Origin of the sequence: Burkholderia sp. LAS2, assembly GCF_018417615.1 — a bacterium.
GTDB classification, from domain to species: Bacteria; Pseudomonadota; Gammaproteobacteria; order Burkholderiales; family Burkholderiaceae; genus Burkholderia; species Burkholderia sola.
Genome location: NZ_CP071053.1, coordinates 1,792,940 through 1,809,518 on the forward strand (window position 1 = coordinate 1,792,940; position 16,579 = coordinate 1,809,518).

Annotated in this window: 17 protein-coding genes and 1 pseudogene; 9 read left to right on the forward strand and 9 right to left on the reverse strand. The window is 63.0% G+C overall.

The window, feature by feature from the left end; translation table 11 throughout:
* Positions 1–181: 181 nt before the first annotated feature.
* From JYG37_RS28405 to JYG37_RS28425, 5 genes are all read right to left on the reverse strand, one after another.
* Positions 182–940, reverse strand: coding sequence for a DsbC family protein (locus JYG37_RS28405; protein ID WP_060734312.1), 759 nt, complete (start codon positions 938–940; stop codon positions 182–184).
* A gap of 43 nt (positions 941–983) precedes the next feature.
* Positions 984–1,886: a DUF3658 domain-containing protein gene (locus JYG37_RS28410; RefSeq protein ID WP_235356164.1), complete on the reverse strand. Its 903-nt coding sequence runs from the start codon at positions 1,884–1,886 to the stop codon at positions 984–986.
* 882 nt (positions 1,887–2,768) lie between these two features.
* Positions 2,769–3,350, reverse strand: a complete 582-nt coding sequence (locus JYG37_RS28415; RefSeq protein WP_050012402.1) for an HD domain-containing protein — start codon at positions 3,348–3,350, stop codon at positions 2,769–2,771.
* Between the two features lie 79 nt (positions 3,351–3,429).
* Positions 3,430–3,996: a helix-turn-helix domain-containing protein gene (locus JYG37_RS28420; RefSeq protein ID WP_050012403.1), complete on the reverse strand. Its 567-nt coding sequence runs from the start codon at positions 3,994–3,996 to the stop codon at positions 3,430–3,432.
* A 47-nt stretch (positions 3,997–4,043) separates the two neighbouring features.
* Positions 4,044–4,682 (reverse strand): hypothetical protein, encoded by a 639-nt coding sequence (locus tag JYG37_RS28425; RefSeq protein ID WP_089489589.1) that lies wholly within the window; start codon positions 4,680–4,682, stop codon positions 4,044–4,046.
* A gap of 343 nt (positions 4,683–5,025) precedes the next feature.
* Between JYG37_RS28425 and JYG37_RS28430 the strand changes: the two genes are divergently transcribed.
* From JYG37_RS28430 to JYG37_RS28440, 3 genes are all read left to right on the forward strand, one after another.
* Complete coding sequence (locus tag JYG37_RS28430; RefSeq protein WP_050012405.1) at positions 5,026–6,429, forward strand: HdeD family acid-resistance protein; 1,404 nt, start codon at positions 5,026–5,028, stop codon at positions 6,427–6,429.
* Between the two features lie 93 nt (positions 6,430–6,522).
* Complete coding sequence (locus JYG37_RS28435) at positions 6,523–7,113, forward strand: hypothetical protein (protein ID WP_050012406.1); 591 nt, start codon at positions 6,523–6,525, stop codon at positions 7,111–7,113.
* A gap of 127 nt (positions 7,114–7,240) precedes the next feature.
* Positions 7,241–7,972 carry a ribonuclease T2 gene (locus JYG37_RS28440; RefSeq protein WP_050012407.1) on the forward strand — a complete coding sequence of 244 codons (732 nt, stop codon included), beginning with the start codon at positions 7,241–7,243 and terminating at the stop codon, positions 7,970–7,972.
* Between the two features lie 138 nt (positions 7,973–8,110).
* Here JYG37_RS28440 and JYG37_RS28445 read toward each other — a convergent pair whose 3' ends face one another.
* Positions 8,111–9,640, reverse strand: coding sequence for an FAD-dependent monooxygenase (locus tag JYG37_RS28445; RefSeq protein ID WP_213346261.1), 1,530 nt, complete (start codon positions 9,638–9,640; stop codon positions 8,111–8,113).
* A gap of 146 nt (positions 9,641–9,786) precedes the next feature.
* Here JYG37_RS28445 and JYG37_RS28450 point away from each other — a divergent pair, with 146 nt between their 5' ends.
* On the forward strand, positions 9,787–10,464 hold the full coding sequence (locus JYG37_RS28450) for a TetR/AcrR family transcriptional regulator (protein WP_213346262.1): 678 nt from the start codon (positions 9,787–9,789) through the stop codon (positions 10,462–10,464).
* A gap of 49 nt (positions 10,465–10,513) precedes the next feature.
* Here JYG37_RS28450 and JYG37_RS28455 read toward each other — a convergent pair whose 3' ends face one another.
* The 3 genes and pseudogenes from JYG37_RS28455 to glsA form a co-directional block, all read right to left on the reverse strand.
* On the reverse strand, positions 10,514–11,149 hold the full coding sequence (locus JYG37_RS28455; protein ID WP_213346263.1) for a cysteine hydrolase family protein: 636 nt from the start codon (positions 11,147–11,149) through the stop codon (positions 10,514–10,516).
* Between the two features lie 219 nt (positions 11,150–11,368).
* Complete coding sequence (locus tag JYG37_RS28460) at positions 11,369–12,070, reverse strand: hypothetical protein (protein WP_239468990.1); 702 nt, start codon at positions 12,068–12,070, stop codon at positions 11,369–11,371.
* 39 nt (positions 12,071–12,109) lie between these two features.
* Positions 12,110–12,730: pseudogene (gene glsA / locus JYG37_RS28465) on the reverse strand (glutaminase A); the annotation flags it as partial.
* Positions 12,731–12,969: 239 nt separating this feature from the next.
* Between glsA and JYG37_RS28470 the strand changes: the two are divergent.
* The 5 genes from JYG37_RS28470 to JYG37_RS28490 all read left to right on the forward strand — a co-directional run bounded on the left by JYG37_RS28470 (position 12,970) and on the right by JYG37_RS28490 (position 16,578).
* Complete coding sequence (locus tag JYG37_RS28470) at positions 12,970–13,893, forward strand: glutaminase (protein ID WP_060734314.1); 924 nt, start codon at positions 12,970–12,972, stop codon at positions 13,891–13,893.
* A gap of 220 nt (positions 13,894–14,113) precedes the next feature.
* A complete protein-coding gene (locus JYG37_RS28475; protein WP_050012411.1) occupies positions 14,114–14,308 on the forward strand; it encodes a hypothetical protein in 195 nt (64 codons plus the stop codon).
* A 27-nt stretch (positions 14,309–14,335) separates the two neighbouring features.
* Positions 14,336–15,526, forward strand: coding sequence for a PIN domain-containing protein (locus JYG37_RS28480; protein ID WP_050012412.1), 1,191 nt, complete (start codon positions 14,336–14,338; stop codon positions 15,524–15,526).
* A 10-nt stretch (positions 15,527–15,536) separates the two neighbouring features.
* The gene (locus JYG37_RS28485; protein WP_162484452.1) at positions 15,537–15,704 is read left to right on the forward strand and encodes a hypothetical protein; all 168 of its coding nucleotides are present in this window, start codon (positions 15,537–15,539) and stop codon (positions 15,702–15,704) included.
* Between the two features lie 22 nt (positions 15,705–15,726).
* On the forward strand, positions 15,727–16,578 hold the full coding sequence (locus JYG37_RS28490; protein ID WP_050012414.1) for an FRG domain-containing protein: 852 nt from the start codon (positions 15,727–15,729) through the stop codon (positions 16,576–16,578).
* Position 16,579 lies beyond the last annotated feature (1 nt).

Here is a 16,579-nt window from a genome sequence, read left to right on the forward strand (position 1 = left end):
TTGAGGTAATTTCGTGAATTCGTGTAGGAATTGTGCTGAATTGTGCCGGCAGTTCTACGGGGGCTGCCGAGCTCTGTCGGTGTTTCAATTCATGGAATGGCAGGTCAATACAAGGGTACGGAGAGGATCGTCATCCGGGCTCAATCCACGCTACCGTGATCGCGGAATGACCCTTCAAACTTCAGGGGCGGGATGGGGTTCTAGGCTCAACGTGGTTATTGCGATCAATCTTGTCAGCCAAGTCTTTCCCGGAAATAAATCCCGTGACTCTTTCCCCGGAAGGCAGGAACGTGGTGGGTGTTCCCTTGATGTTGAGCTTCTTTCCCAGTGAAAGGAGTTCTTTCGTGATGATGGACTGGCAACGCTTGCGGGGGACGGTGGTTTTCCCTCTTTCGACCCATTGCTTCCATGCTTGGAGTCGGTTGTCGGCGCACAGAATGACTTCGGATTTGATGATGGAGTCGGTAGAAAGAATTGGATACAGAAAAATGTATACGGTTGCGTTGGGAACCTTGCCTAGCTCGGGACTCATTTTCTTGCAAAACGAGCAGTTCGGATCGAAGAATGTAGCAATCACGCGCTCTCCGGTTCCATTTTTCTGTTTGATGGCGTATTGAAATGGAAGGTCATTGATGTTTATGCTGTTAATCTTGTTGAGTTGTGTTTCTGTTATGTTTTCCTGGCTGTTGGTGTCGAACAGGCTGCCGATAATAATGTGCGATGCCGATGAATTGCTGTAGAAAATTTGGGAATTTGCAGTGACCTCATACAGTCCGTCGATTTTTGACGGGACAACGTGCTCTATCTTCAGTTCGGGGAGCTTGGCTTGCAATTTTCGTTGCAAGTTCGCTTCTACATCGGCGGCAGCTGCTTCGGTGTGCGCTGTTGCGAGCGCAATTGTAAATAGTGATGTCAGGAGGAGCTGTAGATTATTCGGCATGACGTGTGGAAGATGAAATTTTCACATCTGAGGAATGGCGATGTCAGGAACTTGCAATTCGTATCTGTGTTTGCGTGATGCTGACTTCAGCTTGTTTCTCGATGATGCCATTCAAGAAGAATTTCTCGAGTCGATGATAGAGAAAAATGTCTCCCGGAAAATCATGTCCTTCCGAGTGGATTGTTTCTATTATGCGCAATACTACTATCGGCGTGGGCTCCCACTTCCTGGTCATGGAATTGATGATGTATTCATCGAAATCTGTAGATCGGAATGATTGAATTTTTCCAATTTCGTTGATCATTCTGAAATCGGCATTTTCCTCAACCAGGGAACCCCATTCTGTGATATAGGGACTGACATCGTTCGATTTTATTTCAACTGCATTGCCGAGAAGCTCGGCGAGATCGAAGAAATTCTCCGCAGCCGAATGGATGCACTTTTCTGAGACCGAAATCAACAGGAAATCGTGTGGAGTATCATGACTTATCCAGTGTATGAAATTCGCGTATTCGATTGATGATAAGGGACTTACCCATGCGCATATTTTGATCGACTCGTGGGTGGGGATGATTGGGGTGTCGATAGTCAAGTCGTTTGGGATATATCCAAAAATATCGGAAAACCACGCCGACAGTGTCGAGATGTTGCGTTCTTTGAGAGGGCCGAGGTGCCAGTTTCCGCCAATAAGAACATGTGACCCCATCAACTGCCCTTCCGAAATTGCGGATGCGATGACGTTGGACGTGATGTCCGAGAATGATGCGTGGATCAAATTTTGGTAATCGTTGTTTCGGAGCATTGGTATGCCTTGATTTCGGGTAGAAATTTCAACCTCGTCGCGAGCGAACGGTGGATTTTGGCTCGGTTGACCGCCATCGACATAACTACTCGCGACGAAGCACATCACTGTCGTTATACGGCACAACCGCTGATCATCGGCCACCATCCATTCGAGCGATTGCAGTTATTCAAGCAATCTGCGCATCGTGTCATGCCAGCCGTGCCACCGGGTCTGCTGCCGTATCGCTGAATGCACATTGTGTAGAAAACAGAGCAACTTGTGAATGCTCGTTGATTGGAAGTGTTCGGGACCTCGAGGATTTTGCTCGCAAGCCCATCGGCTGCAGCACTGCCAGGATGAAGCAAGGCAATGACGATGCCAAAGGTGACTGCAGCCGACCTGGTGGCCTTTCGAGTGAAGAAGCGTTGCTTGGAATGCATCGAAACCTCCTTTGTGGCGGGTTGAGGAAAGACAATGACTGCTTGATGCAACGGGTATGTTTTTGAGATTTATTTGCCGATTTCAATTTAGTATTCCTGTGTTTGATAGATTAATTTTTCGATCGGTGGTTTTTCAGGGATTTATTTTTTTGAGATAATCAAATTGTTGCCGATTGTCATTTTTGTTAAATTTGTCAAATCGGACTGGTTGGCGTTTGCCAATTGCAATCCGAGTTGACTCGGAATTCTCGCGAGCGGCAGGGCCAAGGGGTTTTGCTTATCCGGGGCAGGAAATTGGAGTGCCGTTGGGGAATGGCGTGGATGTTGTGTCCGGTCCGGTAAAAGCAGCGGGCGGACTGCCCGGAGGAGGCGAAGGCATCGAACAGATGGCGTTCGCGTAGGGGTGTATGGTAGGGAAGGCGGGCAGATATGTAGCCCGTCCGTGCTGGTGCCGAATGCGACGCGCGGCGGCTTTGCCAGTCGTGTCAGTCGAACATGGCTTCCGGGTGGAGGGGTTCGCGCGCCGCTAGTGACTACGGATGTACCGAACAGTCGGCGACGGGTACGACAACAGGATGCCTCGCGCTAGCGCCGTGCCGCACGCTTACGCGCGGCGTCCGCCCGTGTCGATCCTGCGCTGCGTGTCGGCGTCGACGATCTCGCGGATCGCGCTGAACAGCGGTGTAGCGTCGGTGTAGCGCCGGCCGTAGCCGAGGTTGAACGCATAGTCGAAACCGGGCGGATTGCTGCCCTGGTTGTGCTGCAGGATCGTTTCGAGCTTGTCGAGCGCCTTCGCCGCGCGGGCCTCCGGCGACGCGGCCGCCTCGTATTCGTCCCACAGCGCGACGATCTCGTCGCGCAGCGTGCGGTCGAGCGACGCGGTCAGCGTCAGCAGATCGTCGCGTTCGTGTGCGCTCTTGTCGGGGTGCGCGGCCTGCTCGATCGCGGGGATGTCGCCGTGCAGCGCCTCGCCGAGGTCGTGGACGACGCACAGCTTCAGCAGCTTCAGCGTGTCGACGCCGGGCAACGCGTCGGCGAACACGAGCGCCATCAGGCCCAGCCGCCAGCTGTGCTCGGCCGTGCTTTCCGCGCGTCCGGCGGATGTGTAGCCGCTGCGCAGCACGTTCTTCAGGCGTTCGGCTTCGCGCAGGAAAGCGAGCCGCGCGTGGATCGTGTCGGGATTCATGGTCGGCGTCTTTGCGATGAGCCACCAAGCGTAAGCGGGCCGGCCACGCTGCGTCCACGCATGAAATATGCGCGGCGCGTCAGAGGGCGTCGAGCGTTTCCACGAGCCGCACGGCCGAGCCGTCCGACAGCGTCATCCGCGTCCACCGGCAGCGGCTGCCGCGAATCGGCACGACGCGCGACGCATTCGCGCCGGTATCGAACTCGACGCTCGGCGGCCCCGCGCGATCGTGCCAGCCGAGCGGGTCGAGCGCGGCTTCCATGCGGACGATTTCCGGCGTCGCGTAGCGCCACAGCGACGTGCCGAGCAGCATCGAAAGCGGCTGCGAGAATTCGGCCGCGCGCGCCGGCGAACTGGCCAGCAGCCGGTGCGTGAGATCGCAGACGAGATGCATGCGGCCCGCGCTGCCGGCGATCAGCCGCGCGAGCGCGCGGTCGCCCGCCGAATCGATGCGCGCGGCGAGCAGCCGTTCGGCCGTCGCGCGCTCGTCGGGCGACATCTGCTGGAGGCCCGCCTCCCAGCGCGAAATCGTCGATTGCGCGACGCCGAACAGTTCGGCCGCGTGACTTTGCTTCACGCGGTGCAGCGCGCGCCAGCGCTTCAGTGGCGGGCCGAGCGAGAACGAATGAAGCGGTGAGGCGGTCATGGCGATGCTCCTGTTGCGGTCGTGCCAGGCGCGTGGTTACCGCACCGTTACATGATCCGGATGCCGCCGCTTGCCTGGATCGCGATGGCCGCGAACGGCACGAGCACGATGCCGCCCAGCACGAGTACGCCGTCGGCGGCCACCGTGATCGGCGTCGCGAGAATCCGCAGACCCATGCCGACGACGGACGGCGATTCCACGATGTAGACCGAGTACGGGCGGTTGAAGGGTTGCGCGGCCGCGTTGTCCTTCTGGACGAAGCCTTCCGTCGAGTAGCGCTTGCCGTCGATGTCGCCTTCGAGCACGAGGCCGGTCGGCTCGCTCGCGAAGCCGTCGGCGGAGGCGGCTTGTCGATCGTCGTCCGAAGCGTCTTTCGGCAGCACGATCCGGTAATGCCCGGTGACGCTGCCGCCGCTCGCATGAAAGTCCGCGAACGTCGTGCGTACCGATTTGCGGTAGCCGGACAGCAGGACGGGCCGCAAGCGGGCCGGCAGATCGAAGATGTAATGGTAGCGCGTGCCGAGGACGACCAGTTTCTTGCCGTCTTCGGTCATCATGAACGCGGATACGTGTTCGCTGTACGCGTCGTTCTTGTACAGCTTCGGCGTGAAACACCCCGACAGCGCAACGCTGCTCGCGGCGACGCCGGCGGCCAGCAGGCGCCGGCGCGTGGTGGATAGGCTCATTTCTTGTTGTCCCGTCTGGGCGGTTCGGTTCAGTTCAGTGGCTTTCGCCCTCGGAAGCCGGATTCTCGCGTATCCACCGCACGTTGTCGAACCGGAAAGCTGCCGCGGCAGCGGGCCGCCGTGCGCATCCGCGCCATCGACAACGTTTCCGCGACGCTTTCAACCTATCCCGCCATATCTTATTATTCGGCCAGAGCGGCGCGTGCCGGCTACCAGCGATCATGTCGACGACATGATGCGCCGGCAACGATGACCGCCTTCCGGCCGGCGCGTCGCCCGACGCGCGGTCGACACGACAGGGCGCGCGAGGCCGCGCGTGTCCCGAAAAAGATACGAGGGCGCGATGGTACGACTGGTGTTGCTGCTGCTGGGCATCGAATATCTGCGAACCCGCTGGCGCGGGTTGACCGTGCTCGGCTGGCTGTGGGTCGTCGCGGGCGTCGGCATTTTCGTCGACGCGCTCGACGGCGCGCTGCATTTCCCGATCGAGCTGTTCGCGTGGCTGTTCCTGATCGAAGGGCTCGCGACGCTCGCGGTGGCCGGCAGCGGGGTCGGCGGGCAGCGCATCCTGCGCTACGTGAAGGGCATCGCGGTCGTCGTGGCCGCGGGGCTCGTGTTTGCCGGCCATCATCACGGCCATTTCCTGCTGTCGATGATCTTCGGCACGCTGTTTCTCGTCGACGGGCTGCTGCAGTGCACGTCCGCATGGATGGTGCGCTATCGCCGCTGGCACGTTGCGTTCTCGTGGGGCGTCGTCGAGATCCTGCTGGCAATCTTCTTCTTCCAGCCGTACCCGACGCACTACGCGGGCACCGTGCCGTACTGCCTGGGCCTGCTGCTGATGTTCGGCGGCATGCACCTGCTGAGCCTCGCCGCACGCGTGCGGCGGCTGACGCGCAACCCGGCGTTCGCGACGTCGCCCGCGCCGGCGCTCGCGCCGGATCTCGACGATGCGCAGGGCCTGCCGCAGTTCGCGCAATCCGAATGGGACGGCCCGCCGGCCGACGGCGAGCGGGCGCTCACCGTGCACGTATGGACACCGACCGGCACGTCGAAGGCCGAGGCGCAGCGCTATCCGCTGATCGACCGCTATATCGCGGCGGTGGACGTCAACGGCGTGATCTCGACCGGGCATGCGGCGCTGGAATCGCCGGAGGGCATCTACATCAGCCTGTATCCGGGCGTCGAAATCGATCGCTCTCCGGACGAATTCACGCGCATCCTGCGCGCAACGCGCGAGAACGACGTGCCCGGCCTGTTCCAGCCCGACTACGCGACCGAGTCGAAAGCGTGGTGCCCGTCGACCGTGCGCGTGCGTATCCGCAACTACGATCCGGCCAAGCTCGATGCGTTCTGGTCGTCGTACCGGCAGAACACGACGTACAACCTCACGCACCGCAACTGCTCGAGCACCGTGTCGAATGCGCTCGAGGCCGCGCTCGACGGCGCCGTGTGGCGGCTGAAGGGCGCGCGGGCCGGGTGGGGCGCGTTCGTGCGGCTGCTGCTCACGCCCGAGCTGTGGGTGGCCGCCCAGATCCGCAAGCGCGCGGTGACGATGGCGTGGACGCCGGGGCTCACGCTCGACTATGCGCGCGCGCTCAGCATGCTCGCCGATCCGCGTCCGTTCGCGTGGTGGAAGGTCGCGCGCTCGGCGGTGAGCGCGATCATGGCGTCGCGCCGCGCGTGGCGCGAGCAGGACAGTGCGGCGCTGTCGCCCGGCGGATCGGAGGCGGCGTCGATGAAGTGAACGCGTGGCGCCGGATGAGGGCCCGGCATCACAAGGGGCGCCACCGTGCGGCCCGGCGAGATTGCCCGCGATAAAAACCCACGGACGACAACGATGAACGAGACGAGAGCGTTGCGCATCCAGACTCCCGCCGCGCTGACGCTGGTGCTAGGGCTGTCGCTGGCGAGTGCCGGCCTCGCGCAGGCAGACACGGACGAAGTGCCGCGCATGAGCAACGACGTGTACCGGATGTCGGTGTCGTTCTGCTCGAACGTCGCGGCCGCCGAAAAGATCGCGTGCCAGGGCGACATGATCGCCGCGGGCAGCCGGATCGTCGCGGCGATCGGCGGCCTGCCGCCGGCTTCCGCCACGGCGATCGACGAAGGCGCGCGCAACAAGCTGCCGCCGGCGGAGCGCGACGGGCTCGCGCCCGTCGAGCCGGCCGCGATCGACAAGGACGATACGCTGGCCGGCCTCGCCGGCATGGTGCGTCTGTGCGACGTGTACGAACCGGAGCCGGCGGCGCGGGCGCGGCACCACGCGGCGCTGAAGCAGAAGGCGCCCGACGCCGCGCCGCGTGTCGAGGCGTTGCTGGCCGATCCGTCGATGGCGGCGCGCCGGCGCGTCAGCGTCGGCGTGTGGCAGATTCTCTCGCTCGAGGGCCCCGAAGCGTCGGCGCGCGCGTGCACGCAGCTCGGCACCTGAGCGAACCGCGCATTCTTTCGTGCACCTTCACATTCGTGCCATGTTGCGGCAGCAACAATCGCGGGCAGACATTCGACAATCTTGCGGCGCATCCCGCGACCGCAAGCCTTTTCCGAGGAAACACGCCATGCTCGAGACGCTCGCCCGCGCCGCTGCCGCACTCGCCGTCGCTTCCGTTTCACTGCACGCCGCCGCGCAGACCAGCTACGACTACCTGTTGCTTGCCGCGTCGTGGGAGCCCGGCTTCTGCGCGTCGCACGACACACCGGAATGCACGAACCTCGCCGGCTCGTATGCGGCGACGAGCCTGTCGCTGCACGGGCTGTGGCCGAACCGCTACGACGGGAACCAGCCGTTCTACTGCGGCGTGCCGCAGAACGACATCGACCTCGACAACGCGCACCAGTGGTGCAGCATGGACGCGTACCCGATCAGCAGCGCAACGCGCAATACGCTGTCGACATACATGCCTGGCGTCGCATCGTGTCTCGACAAGCACGAGTGGTTCAAGCACGGCACCTGTTCGAATTCGGCGACGCCCGATGCGTACTGGAACCAGGCGTCGGGCATGATCAGCCGGTTGGGCAACACGTCGTTCAACGCATTCCTGCAGGCGAACGCGGGCAAGACGGTCACGCGTAACCAGTTGCTGTCGGCGTTCGAGGGCGCATTCGGCAGCAACACGCGCAGCGCGGTGTCGCTGAAATGCACGAAGACGAACGGCGTGAGCTACTTCACCGAAGCATGGATCGCGGTGAAGACGAATGCGACCGCGCAGTTTCCGAGCGCCGCGTCGCTCGTGACGGACGGCAATACGCAGGGTACGTGCCCGACGTCGGGGGTGTTGATCGCGAAGTGAGGGGCGCGGCCGGCGTGCGCGCTATCGCGCACGTCGCGGGCGGTGGGCATTCGAGGATGTCGGGCGCGCCGTTGCTGGCGCCCATGCACGTTTGGCGCTCGGCGACACACATCCGCTTCCTGCGTTGGGCGGCTGCGCTCAATGTGCCGCGCAAGGCGCGCCGAACCATCGCGTGACTGCCTGCGTGGCGGCGTCGATGTCCACGTCCGCATCGTCATCGCAGGCCCACGCGACGAAACCGTCCGGACGCACGAGCATCGCACGCAATCCGAGCCGCTCCTTCGCGTCGCTCGCGATATAGGCGAGGCGGTCGCGCCAGCGGCCTGCCACGGACTGAAGCGGCCGATCCGCATCGAAGTCCAGCAGCACGCCCTTGCCGTGCCTGACGTGTTCGCCGAGCCGCGTGCCGTCGGCCAGTTCGAAGTCCGGAACGCTACGGCCCACCAGCGGATGGCCGCTGCCGGGATCGTACGCGAGCGACACGCCCCACAGGCGTTCGGCGAAGTACGTCGCGCCGTCGCGCGTGTCGACGAGATCGCGCATGATCGCCGCGAGCGCGCGCGAACCCGGCGAGGGCCGCATCAGCGCGACCTGCGCACGCGACCAGTCGAGCACGCGCGCGCCCACCGGATGCCGTTCGTCCGTGTAGCTGTCGAGCAGCCCGGCCGGTGCGTCGCCGCGGATCGTCGCGGCCAGCTTCCAGCCGAGATTCATCGCATCGCCGAGCCCGAGATTGAGCCCCTGGCCGCCGAGCGGCGAGTGGATGTGCGCGGCATCGCCCGCGAGCAGCACGCGGCCGTCGCGGTACGTCGATGCCTGGTACGCGCGATCGGTCCACGTGGCGGCGAGCCGGAGCGCGGTCACCGTGACGCCGACGCCGGACACGCGGCGCAGCACGGCCTGCGCGTGCTCGAGCGTCACCGGGCCGCTCCGGTGGAACGTGCCGCCGTCGAACTCGACGAGCGCGACGGTCCCGGGCGGCGTGTACGTGTACGTGCCGGCCGGCGTGTAGTGACGGCCCGGCAGCAGCGCGCCCGGATCGGCGAACTCGGCTTCGATCGAGTAGCCGGTGAATTCGGCGTCGGTGCCGGCGAACGCGAAGCCGCCGGCCTTGCGGACCGCGCTGCGGCCGCCGTCGCAGCCGACGAGCCAGCGTGCGTGGAATGTCTCGCCGCCTGCGTACAGCGTGACCGCATCGTCCGACTGATCGAAGCCTTCGGCGGCAAGACCGCGCCGAATCTCGACGCCCGTCGCGTGCGCACGGGCGGTCAGCATGGATTCGATCCGCGCGATGTCGGTCGCCATGTGCGTGCCGGCCGGGCCGGGCAGATGGTACGGCCACTGCGACGCATCGATGTCGTCGTGGAAGAACTGGATGCCGGCGAAATGACCGGCCGGACGACGCGCTTGCTGCATCCAGTGCGCGGTGTCCGCGGCGCGGCCCGGCAGCGCGATGCCGTCGAGCAGGTCGCGGCGGTAGAGCGCGTCGATCGTCGGCGCGGACAGGCCGCGCATGCCGAACGGGAGATGCTTCAGCGGGGATTCCGGATCGTCCGCCTGCTCGACCACCAGCACGGATGCACCGGCGAGGCGCAGCTCGCAGGCGAGAAACAGGCCGACAGGGCCGGCTCCGGCAATCACGACATCATGGGTAACGGGCAGATTCATCGGTGGCTCGGTTTCGGGCCAAGGCAGCCCGGTGGGATCGAGAGGGCGGTACGCGCCGGCATTGCGCATGCGTCAGGAAACTGGTGGAACGTTGTTCCATCGATGCGATATTGGAACGCTGTTCCAGATGTGTCAAGCTAGCGCGCATGAAAACCAGCAAACGGACCGAGCGGCGCGCGGACGCGCTGTCGAAAGACCGGATCGTCGAGGCCGCGATCGGGATCCTCGACCATGCCGGCGAGGGTGCGCTGACGTTTCGCGCGCTCGCCGCACATCTGGCGACCGGAAGCGGCGCGATCTACTGGCACGTCGCCGACAAGCACGATCTGCTCGCGGCGGCCGCGGATCACGTGATCGCGGCTGCGCTGACGGACGTGCCGACGCAGCGTGACGGCGATGCGGCGCAAGCGCTCCGGCGTGTCGCGCTGCGCCTGTTCGACGCGTTCAGCATGCATCCGTGGGTGGGTGCGCAGTTGTTCCGGGCGCCGTGGCAGCAGGCGGTGCTGCGGATCCTCGAGCGCGTCGGCGGGCAGCTTCAGGCGCTGGGCGTGCCCGAGCCCGCGCAATTCAACGCGGCGTCGGCGCTGATGCATTACATCTTCGGGCTGGCCGGCCAGTACGCGGCGGGTGCGCGGCTGCATCCGCGCGAGACGGGGCAGTCGGAGGTCATCGCGGTCGTGGCCGAGCGGTGGGCGCAGCTCGAACCGGCGCAGTATCCGTTCGTGCGCAAGGTAGCCGAGCAACTGGCCGCGCACGACGAGCGTGCGCAGTTCCTGGCCGGCATCGATCTGATTTTGGCGGGGATTGGGGCGGCGACCCGGTAGGCCCGCCGTCGGATGCATGGTTTCGAACGGCGGTGCGACGAGTCCGTTGTCATGCCAGCAGCCGCAGCGCATCCGCGAGCGACAGCACCGTCGTGCGCGATTCGAACGCGGTGGCGAACAGATGCTCGTGGACGATCGGGTCCGGGTCGTAGCAGCAATCCTTGACCGTGTAGAGGCGGAAATCGGCGTCGCTCGCGTGGGCTATCGACGACAGCATCACGCCGGTCGACGCGATGCCGACCATGATCAGCGTATCGACACCTTGTGCGATGAGCCGCGTCTGCAGATCGGTGCCGAAGAATACGCTCGCGCGGTGGGCCAGGATCAGCGGTTCGTCGGGCCGCCTGGCGAGTTCAGGGCACGGGGCATCGTCGATGAACAGGCCGAGTTGCTTGATGCCCTGGCCGTTCTTGTTGAGCGGGCTGACCTCCCGATAGCCGGGGCTGAACCTCAGATTCGCGAACCAGACGCCGACGCCGGCAGCGCGTGCCCCGTCGCAGAGACGGCGCGTATTGGCGAGCAATTCAGGCGCGACCGACGGGAAGAGGCCGAGGATGTCGGTCTGGTAATGCATGACGAGCAGCGCGGTTTTGGATGGCGCGATGGGCGGGATCGGCGAGGAGGAATTGCTGCCCGCGCGCGCGGGGGCTGACGTTGTGACTTCTGATGCGTTGTCCCGATTCATGCGTTGCGTTCTCCAGTCATCGCTGCGAAATGTCGGAAAATTGGTCGTTCGATACGTCGTCAATCACGTCGGCGCCGGCGTGCCCACGCGTCGCGAAATCTTCGCCGGATTGGGTTCGGGGTATCCACGAGTCGAGCGATTTCCTGCGTGTTTGACAGCAGAGGATCACGGCGTTTCGTCCATACGCTTGCCGTAATTGCATCGCGCGGTGACGGCGATCTATCGCACCCGTACCGTTCTTACGCAAGCCGGACCCAATGGCTCACCGTTATCGCTGAATGCTCTATAGGGGGCTACCTCCACAGAGATCTCCTGACGCCAGAAGATCTCGGAGATCCGGCGGCCGTGTTCGCCGTACCGAGTACGATGATTGAACCCCAAGGATTCCAGTGCTGCCGTGAATTGCGCGAAGTTCGGCTCGCATGCCGTCAGCGGCGCAGCCTGCATTCCGGGAATCGGATCGAAGCCCAGTTCCACCTGTGTCCCCCTTCCCGGGACCACGAACCTTTCGATACCGAACGCCCAGTTGCCAGGCAAGCGCTGGCCGTAGCCGAAGCTGTCTTTGGCGGTCGCTTTGGTCTGCACGCCAAAGCTGCGGTGCATCGCGTCGGGCGTCATGTCGGTAACCTGATTGCTGACCCGTATCAGCGCCAGCATGCCTTGCAGCGCTTGCGTGACGGTCAGGCTTGCCTCGGTTCGAGATTCGACCTGCGACGCCCCCGTGCTGTTGGGCGGGGCGTCTGCCGGCTGCCCATGTGCGCCGCCAAACGGGAGGCACAAACTCAATGCCGCCATGACCGTCACGGGGCGGAAGAATCCGCGCCGGGTACGGCCGGTCGAAGCGACGTGATTTCCGTTCTTGACCTGCATCACGCTGGATCCTTGTAGCGGGTGGTCGTAGCGCCAAGCAAAGATGTTCATTCGAGGTGTCCGGACGACCGGGTGCGCCACTGAGACGCCTCAAAAAATCGACCTTCCCGAATAAGTCGTCAACCACTCCAGCGCCAGTGTCCCCGCCAACGAGTTCCCGTTCGCATCCAACCCCGGCGCCCACACGCACACGGCCATCTCCCCCGGCAGCACCGCGACGATCCCGCCGCCGACGCCGCTCTTCGCCGGCAGCCCCACCCGATACACGAAATCACCGGCCGCATCATAGGTCCCGCAGGTCAGCATCAGCGCCGACAGCCGCTTCGCGGAACTCGAATCGACGATCCGCTCGCCTGTCGCCGGCGCGACACCGCCGTTCGCAAGAAACAGCGCGGCGCTGGCCAGCTCGACGCAATTCATCTCGATCGCACACTGCCGGCAATACGCGTCGATCACCGTATCAGGCGGCATCTGCATGTTGCCGAAGCTCGCCATGAAATGCGCCATCGCGCGGTTGCGCTCCGCATGCTGCAACTCCGACGTCGCGACGCGCGAATCGTAGTCGATGTCGTTCGCGCCGATCAGCCGCCGCACGAATTCGACGAGCGCCGTCTCGGCCTTCACGAAGCGGCGGCACAGCACGTCGGTGACGACCAGCGCGCCCGCATTGATGAACGGATTGCGCGGCTTGCCGCGCTCGCTTTCGAGCTGTTCAACTTATGGTGACCTGTCAAGCGTCAATAAGTGCGGGAAGCCAATTATTCATTGGGGTCCGTGAGCCATATTGGGTCCAAATCACGGGAAGTAGTCAATAGCAAGCATCCAATCGCCGCTTGGAGGCACGATTTGTTGACATGCAACGGAGAGAAGTCGTCAATCCTCGGAGGGTCGGGCGTGGAGCGGTTGCGCTATTATCGCGGTCCCTGCATGTTGATGCTCAGCCCCCTGTAATGACTGACCCGAACTATCCGGCGATCCTCGAACAGATTCATCGCGATATTGCTCCCTGGCGTACTGCTGGCCGGGTCGCCGACTATATCCCAGAACTCGCCAACGTAAGCGCTCACCGTTTTGGCATGGCTATAGTGACGCTAGACGGTCGTGTATTTGCGGTTGGTGATGCGCGAGAGCGCTTCTCCATCCAGAGTATCTCCAAGCTGTTTGCGTGTACGCTCGCTTTTCAACTCCTCGGTGACGAACTTTGGGAGCGTGTCGGTCGGGAGCCATCGGGGACCGCATTCAACTCCCTCGTCCAACTTGAAACCGAGCGCGGCGTACCACGTAATCCATTTATCAATGCAGGCGCGCTCGTTGTGACCGACGTATTGTGTCGGCGCTTCGTTGGCGCCGAAACGGCCCTAGTGCAGTTCGTGCGAAGACTGACTGGCGTTTCCGATCTTGACTATAACCTGCGTGTTGCTGACTCCGAACTTCGGCACGCCGACCGTAACCGCGCGATGGCGCATTTCATGGCAAGCTTCGGCAACATGGAGATGCCGCCTGAAACCGTCGTCGATGCTTACTGTCGTCAGTGCGCTATCGAGATGAATTGCATCGAGCTTGCCACGGCTACGCTTTTTCTCGCCAACGGGGGAATTGCCCCTGTATCAGGGGAGCGTGTCCTCGATGCGAGTTCTGCAAAGCGCTTGTCCGCGTTGATGTTGACCTGTGGCACTTATGATGCAGCGGGCGACTTCGTCTATCGAGTTGGTCTGCCGGCGAAAAGTGGTGTGGGAGGCGGCATCGTCGCGGTACTGCCGGGGGAGATGGCGGTATGCGTATGGTCACCCGGACTTGATGCAAACGGTAACTCGCTCGCCGGCGTCAAATCGTTGGAATGGCTAACAACGCTTACCGAACATTCGATTTTTTAACATCGCCTACGCAGAAGGGTATAAGGGCATGCTGCGCGGATGACGGATATGTTTCCGGTGACTTGGCGCGCGAAGAGTCATCAGGCAGGCTCGAAACTATCTGAGCTGCGTGCACTTGTATTGGGGCGGTGAATCATCATGGCTCAGCCGACATTCAACATCTTTGACGCCCAGTCTGCTTAGACGCTTCCCTCCTGGCAGCATTTCCTGCTGAGCAAATTTGCGGCGCGACGCCCAAGACGAGGGTGGCCACCTGGCGGCGATTCGCCAACTGCTGCTTGATGCCGTGGCCGAGCTCGGGGGCAGCGAGCAGATGTCCGCCGAGTTCGTCGACCAGAAGCAGGCGCAGCAACGCGCGCTCGTGCAGACCAAGGCCAACCTGCGCGCGATACTCGCGATCGATGCGCCGCGCTAACCCATACCTACTCGCCAGGAACACGTGATGGATACCCGCATCATCGAATTGATCGCCACGAATCGGCTCGGCGCGATTGCACTCGACACCTCGGTGTTCGACGCGCAACAACGTAATCTGGAGGGCGGGCTGTTGCGCCGTGTCGAGCAGTTCCATCGCAGCGACCGAGTCCAGGTGCTGATGCCGGACGTGGTGCGACGTGAGGTGGAGGCGCATGTGCAGCGCGATGCCGCCGAAGCACGCAGTGGCTTGGCGCGCTCGGTGCGGATGGCGGCCCGGGCGCAGCTGCTGTCGAGTGACGCGCTCGAGCAGCTGCGGGTCATCGAGTATCAGATGGACGAGCCGGCGCTCGCAGCGAGGATGCGCATGGAAGGCTGGTTGGCGGGCACGCGCGCCGAGGTGCTCGACGTCGCCGCGCGGGTCGACATGCGCACCCTGTTCGACCGGTACTTTGCGGCGCAGCCGCCGTTTGCGGAGTCGAGCAAGAAGAAGCACGAGTTCCCCGACGCGGTGGCGCTGCTGGCGCTCGAACACTGGGCCGGCGAGCACGACACGGCGGTGCTGGTGGTGTCCACCGATGCTGACTGGCAACGCTTCTGTACGGCACATCCGCGGCTGCTCTGGACCAATAATTTGGGCGGGGCGCTGGCGGCGTTTCAGGACGAAAGTGCGCAGTTTGCCGCCGATCGGCTGGCTGAGACTTTGGTCGAGGGCCTGGACGGGAAACTGGCGCAGGCATTGCTGGCGGCCGGTCGGTCCTTCGCGCGTCAAATCGGAGTGGGGCTCGATGTTCGCTCGGCGTTCGACTTTACCTGGACCTATGACGTCCATGTTGAAGCGATCCGGTGGCCCGCGACGGACGGGGTGCTCGACGAATGCGAAGCCATTGATCACCGCGACGGAAAAGTGGTGGTGCGGGTCAAGGGGGCGCTCCAGACAAAAATCGCGGTCTACTTCACGTTTTCGGCCATGACGGGCGCAGGTAACGGGACCGTTACCGTTGGCGGCTCGACGATGGTGTTCGATGATGAGATCCCCTGCGGGATGCTTGTCACGGTCGACGGCGACACCTCCCATCGGGTGACGGTACGCGATATTGAGTTTCTGCCGACCGCGCATCGGATTGCGGTTGGCGAGATCACGCCGGAGTGGATCGATCCGATCAATGCGATAGGCCTGCCCGATGCCACATTTGGCGTCGGCGCGGACGGAAACTGAGAGGTTGACGATGCTGACCCGCCTGACCCCCGCTCACTTCGCGTTGTATCGCGCGTATCTGGGGGAGCTCGACGAGCCGATCTTGCGCGCACACTACGGCGTGCCGAGCACCGATGTGCGCGTCATGCCATGTCGTCCCCACATGATCGAAAGCGCAGCCTTCGGGCCGTTACCCTGACCCACGAACAAAGGATTCACCAATGAGCACCTCATCCAGTCTCGATCCCAATCTCCGCGATGTCCAATGTGTCGGGGAAGCGACGGACCTCGTGAGCTTTCTACAACACGTCGACAACTGGCTTGCCAGCGTCCCCGTGATGGATCTCGATTTCCCGTTGTTTCGCGGTCAGGAAGTCGAGTCGTGGCGGCTGCTGCCCTCCATTGGACGCGCACCGTACCAGATGCGGCTTCGGCCCGGCACCGAGCAACGCATGCTCGACGAGTTCAAGCAGCGTGCCGTGCCTCACGTCGAATCGACCGTGGAGTTGACGAATGCCGACTGGCTCGCGATCGCGCAACACCACGCGATGCCAACCCGCTTGCTGGATTGGTCGGGGAGTGCATTGTCGGCTCTTTGGTTCGCCGTGAAAAAGCCAGCCGTCGAGAAACCGTGCGAGAACCGCTCGTGTGAAAACGAGGAGGGCCGCGGCGTGTTGCCGGGCGCGGTCTGGATGTTGCCCGTTACGCATGGCGATCTGATCTCCTCCGATGAGAGCAAAGATCCGCTCGGGCTCGGCCAAACACGTTTGCTTAAGCCGCGGCACGTGTCCCGCCGTATCGCTGCCCAGGATGGCTGGTTTACAGTGCATCGCGGCAAGCAGAGTGGGCTCGACACGAAGTACTTCGCGCTCGACACCAACCCTGAGTTTCGCGACCGGCTGCGCTATATTCGTATTCCAGGCGAAAAATTCGGCATCATTCGGGGACAGCTTCAGCGGGCCGGCATCAATCGCGGTGTGTTGTTCCCGGACCTCGACGGGGTCGCCGGCCGCATCACCGACACCATCCTGTATCCAGCTGACCAGCCAACGCCCGGCGCTGGCAATCTCTGAG

What these genes read in the sequence shown, in the direction of transcription:
- JYG37_RS28430 (WP_050012405.1), top strand. Translation starts at nt 5,026, where the DNA reads ATGGTACGACTGGTGTTGCTGCTGCTGGGCATCGAATATCTGCGAACC.
- JYG37_RS28435 (WP_050012406.1), top strand. Translation starts at nt 6,523, where the DNA reads ATGAACGAGACGAGAGCGTTGCGCATCCAGACTCCCGCCGCGCTGACG.
- JYG37_RS28485 (WP_162484452.1), top strand. Translation starts at nt 15,537, where the DNA reads ATGCTGACCCGCCTGACCCCCGCTCACTTCGCGTTGTATCGCGCGTAT.
- JYG37_RS28470 (WP_060734314.1), top strand. Translation starts at nt 12,970, where the DNA reads ATGACTGACCCGAACTATCCGGCGATCCTCGAACAGATTCATCGCGAT.
- JYG37_RS28450 (WP_213346262.1), top strand. Translation starts at nt 9,787, where the DNA reads ATGAAAACCAGCAAACGGACCGAGCGGCGCGCGGACGCGCTGTCGAAA.
- JYG37_RS28455 (WP_213346263.1), bottom strand. Translation starts at nt 11,149, where the DNA reads ATGAATCGGGACAACGCATCAGAAGTCACAACGTCAGCCCCCGCGCGC.
- JYG37_RS28425 (WP_089489589.1), bottom strand. Translation starts at nt 4,682, where the DNA reads ATGAGCCTATCCACCACGCGCCGGCGCCTGCTGGCCGCCGGCGTCGCC.
- JYG37_RS28460 (WP_239468990.1), bottom strand. Translation starts at nt 12,070, where the DNA reads ATGAACATCTTTGCTTGGCGCTACGACCACCCGCTACAAGGATCCAGC.
- JYG37_RS28440 (WP_050012407.1), top strand. Translation starts at nt 7,241, where the DNA reads ATGCTCGAGACGCTCGCCCGCGCCGCTGCCGCACTCGCCGTCGCTTCC.
- JYG37_RS28420 (WP_050012403.1), bottom strand. Translation starts at nt 3,996, where the DNA reads ATGACCGCCTCACCGCTTCATTCGTTCTCGCTCGGCCCGCCACTGAAG.
- JYG37_RS28405 (WP_060734312.1), bottom strand. Translation starts at nt 940, where the DNA reads ATGCCGAATAATCTACAGCTCCTCCTGACATCACTATTTACAATTGCG.
- JYG37_RS28445 (WP_213346261.1), bottom strand. Translation starts at nt 9,640, where the DNA reads ATGAATCTGCCCGTTACCCATGATGTCGTGATTGCCGGAGCCGGCCCT.
- JYG37_RS28415 (WP_050012402.1), bottom strand. Translation starts at nt 3,350, where the DNA reads ATGAATCCCGACACGATCCACGCGCGGCTCGCTTTCCTGCGCGAAGCC.
- JYG37_RS28480 (WP_050012412.1), top strand. Translation starts at nt 14,336, where the DNA reads ATGGATACCCGCATCATCGAATTGATCGCCACGAATCGGCTCGGCGCG.
- JYG37_RS28490 (WP_050012414.1), top strand. Translation starts at nt 15,727, where the DNA reads ATGAGCACCTCATCCAGTCTCGATCCCAATCTCCGCGATGTCCAATGT.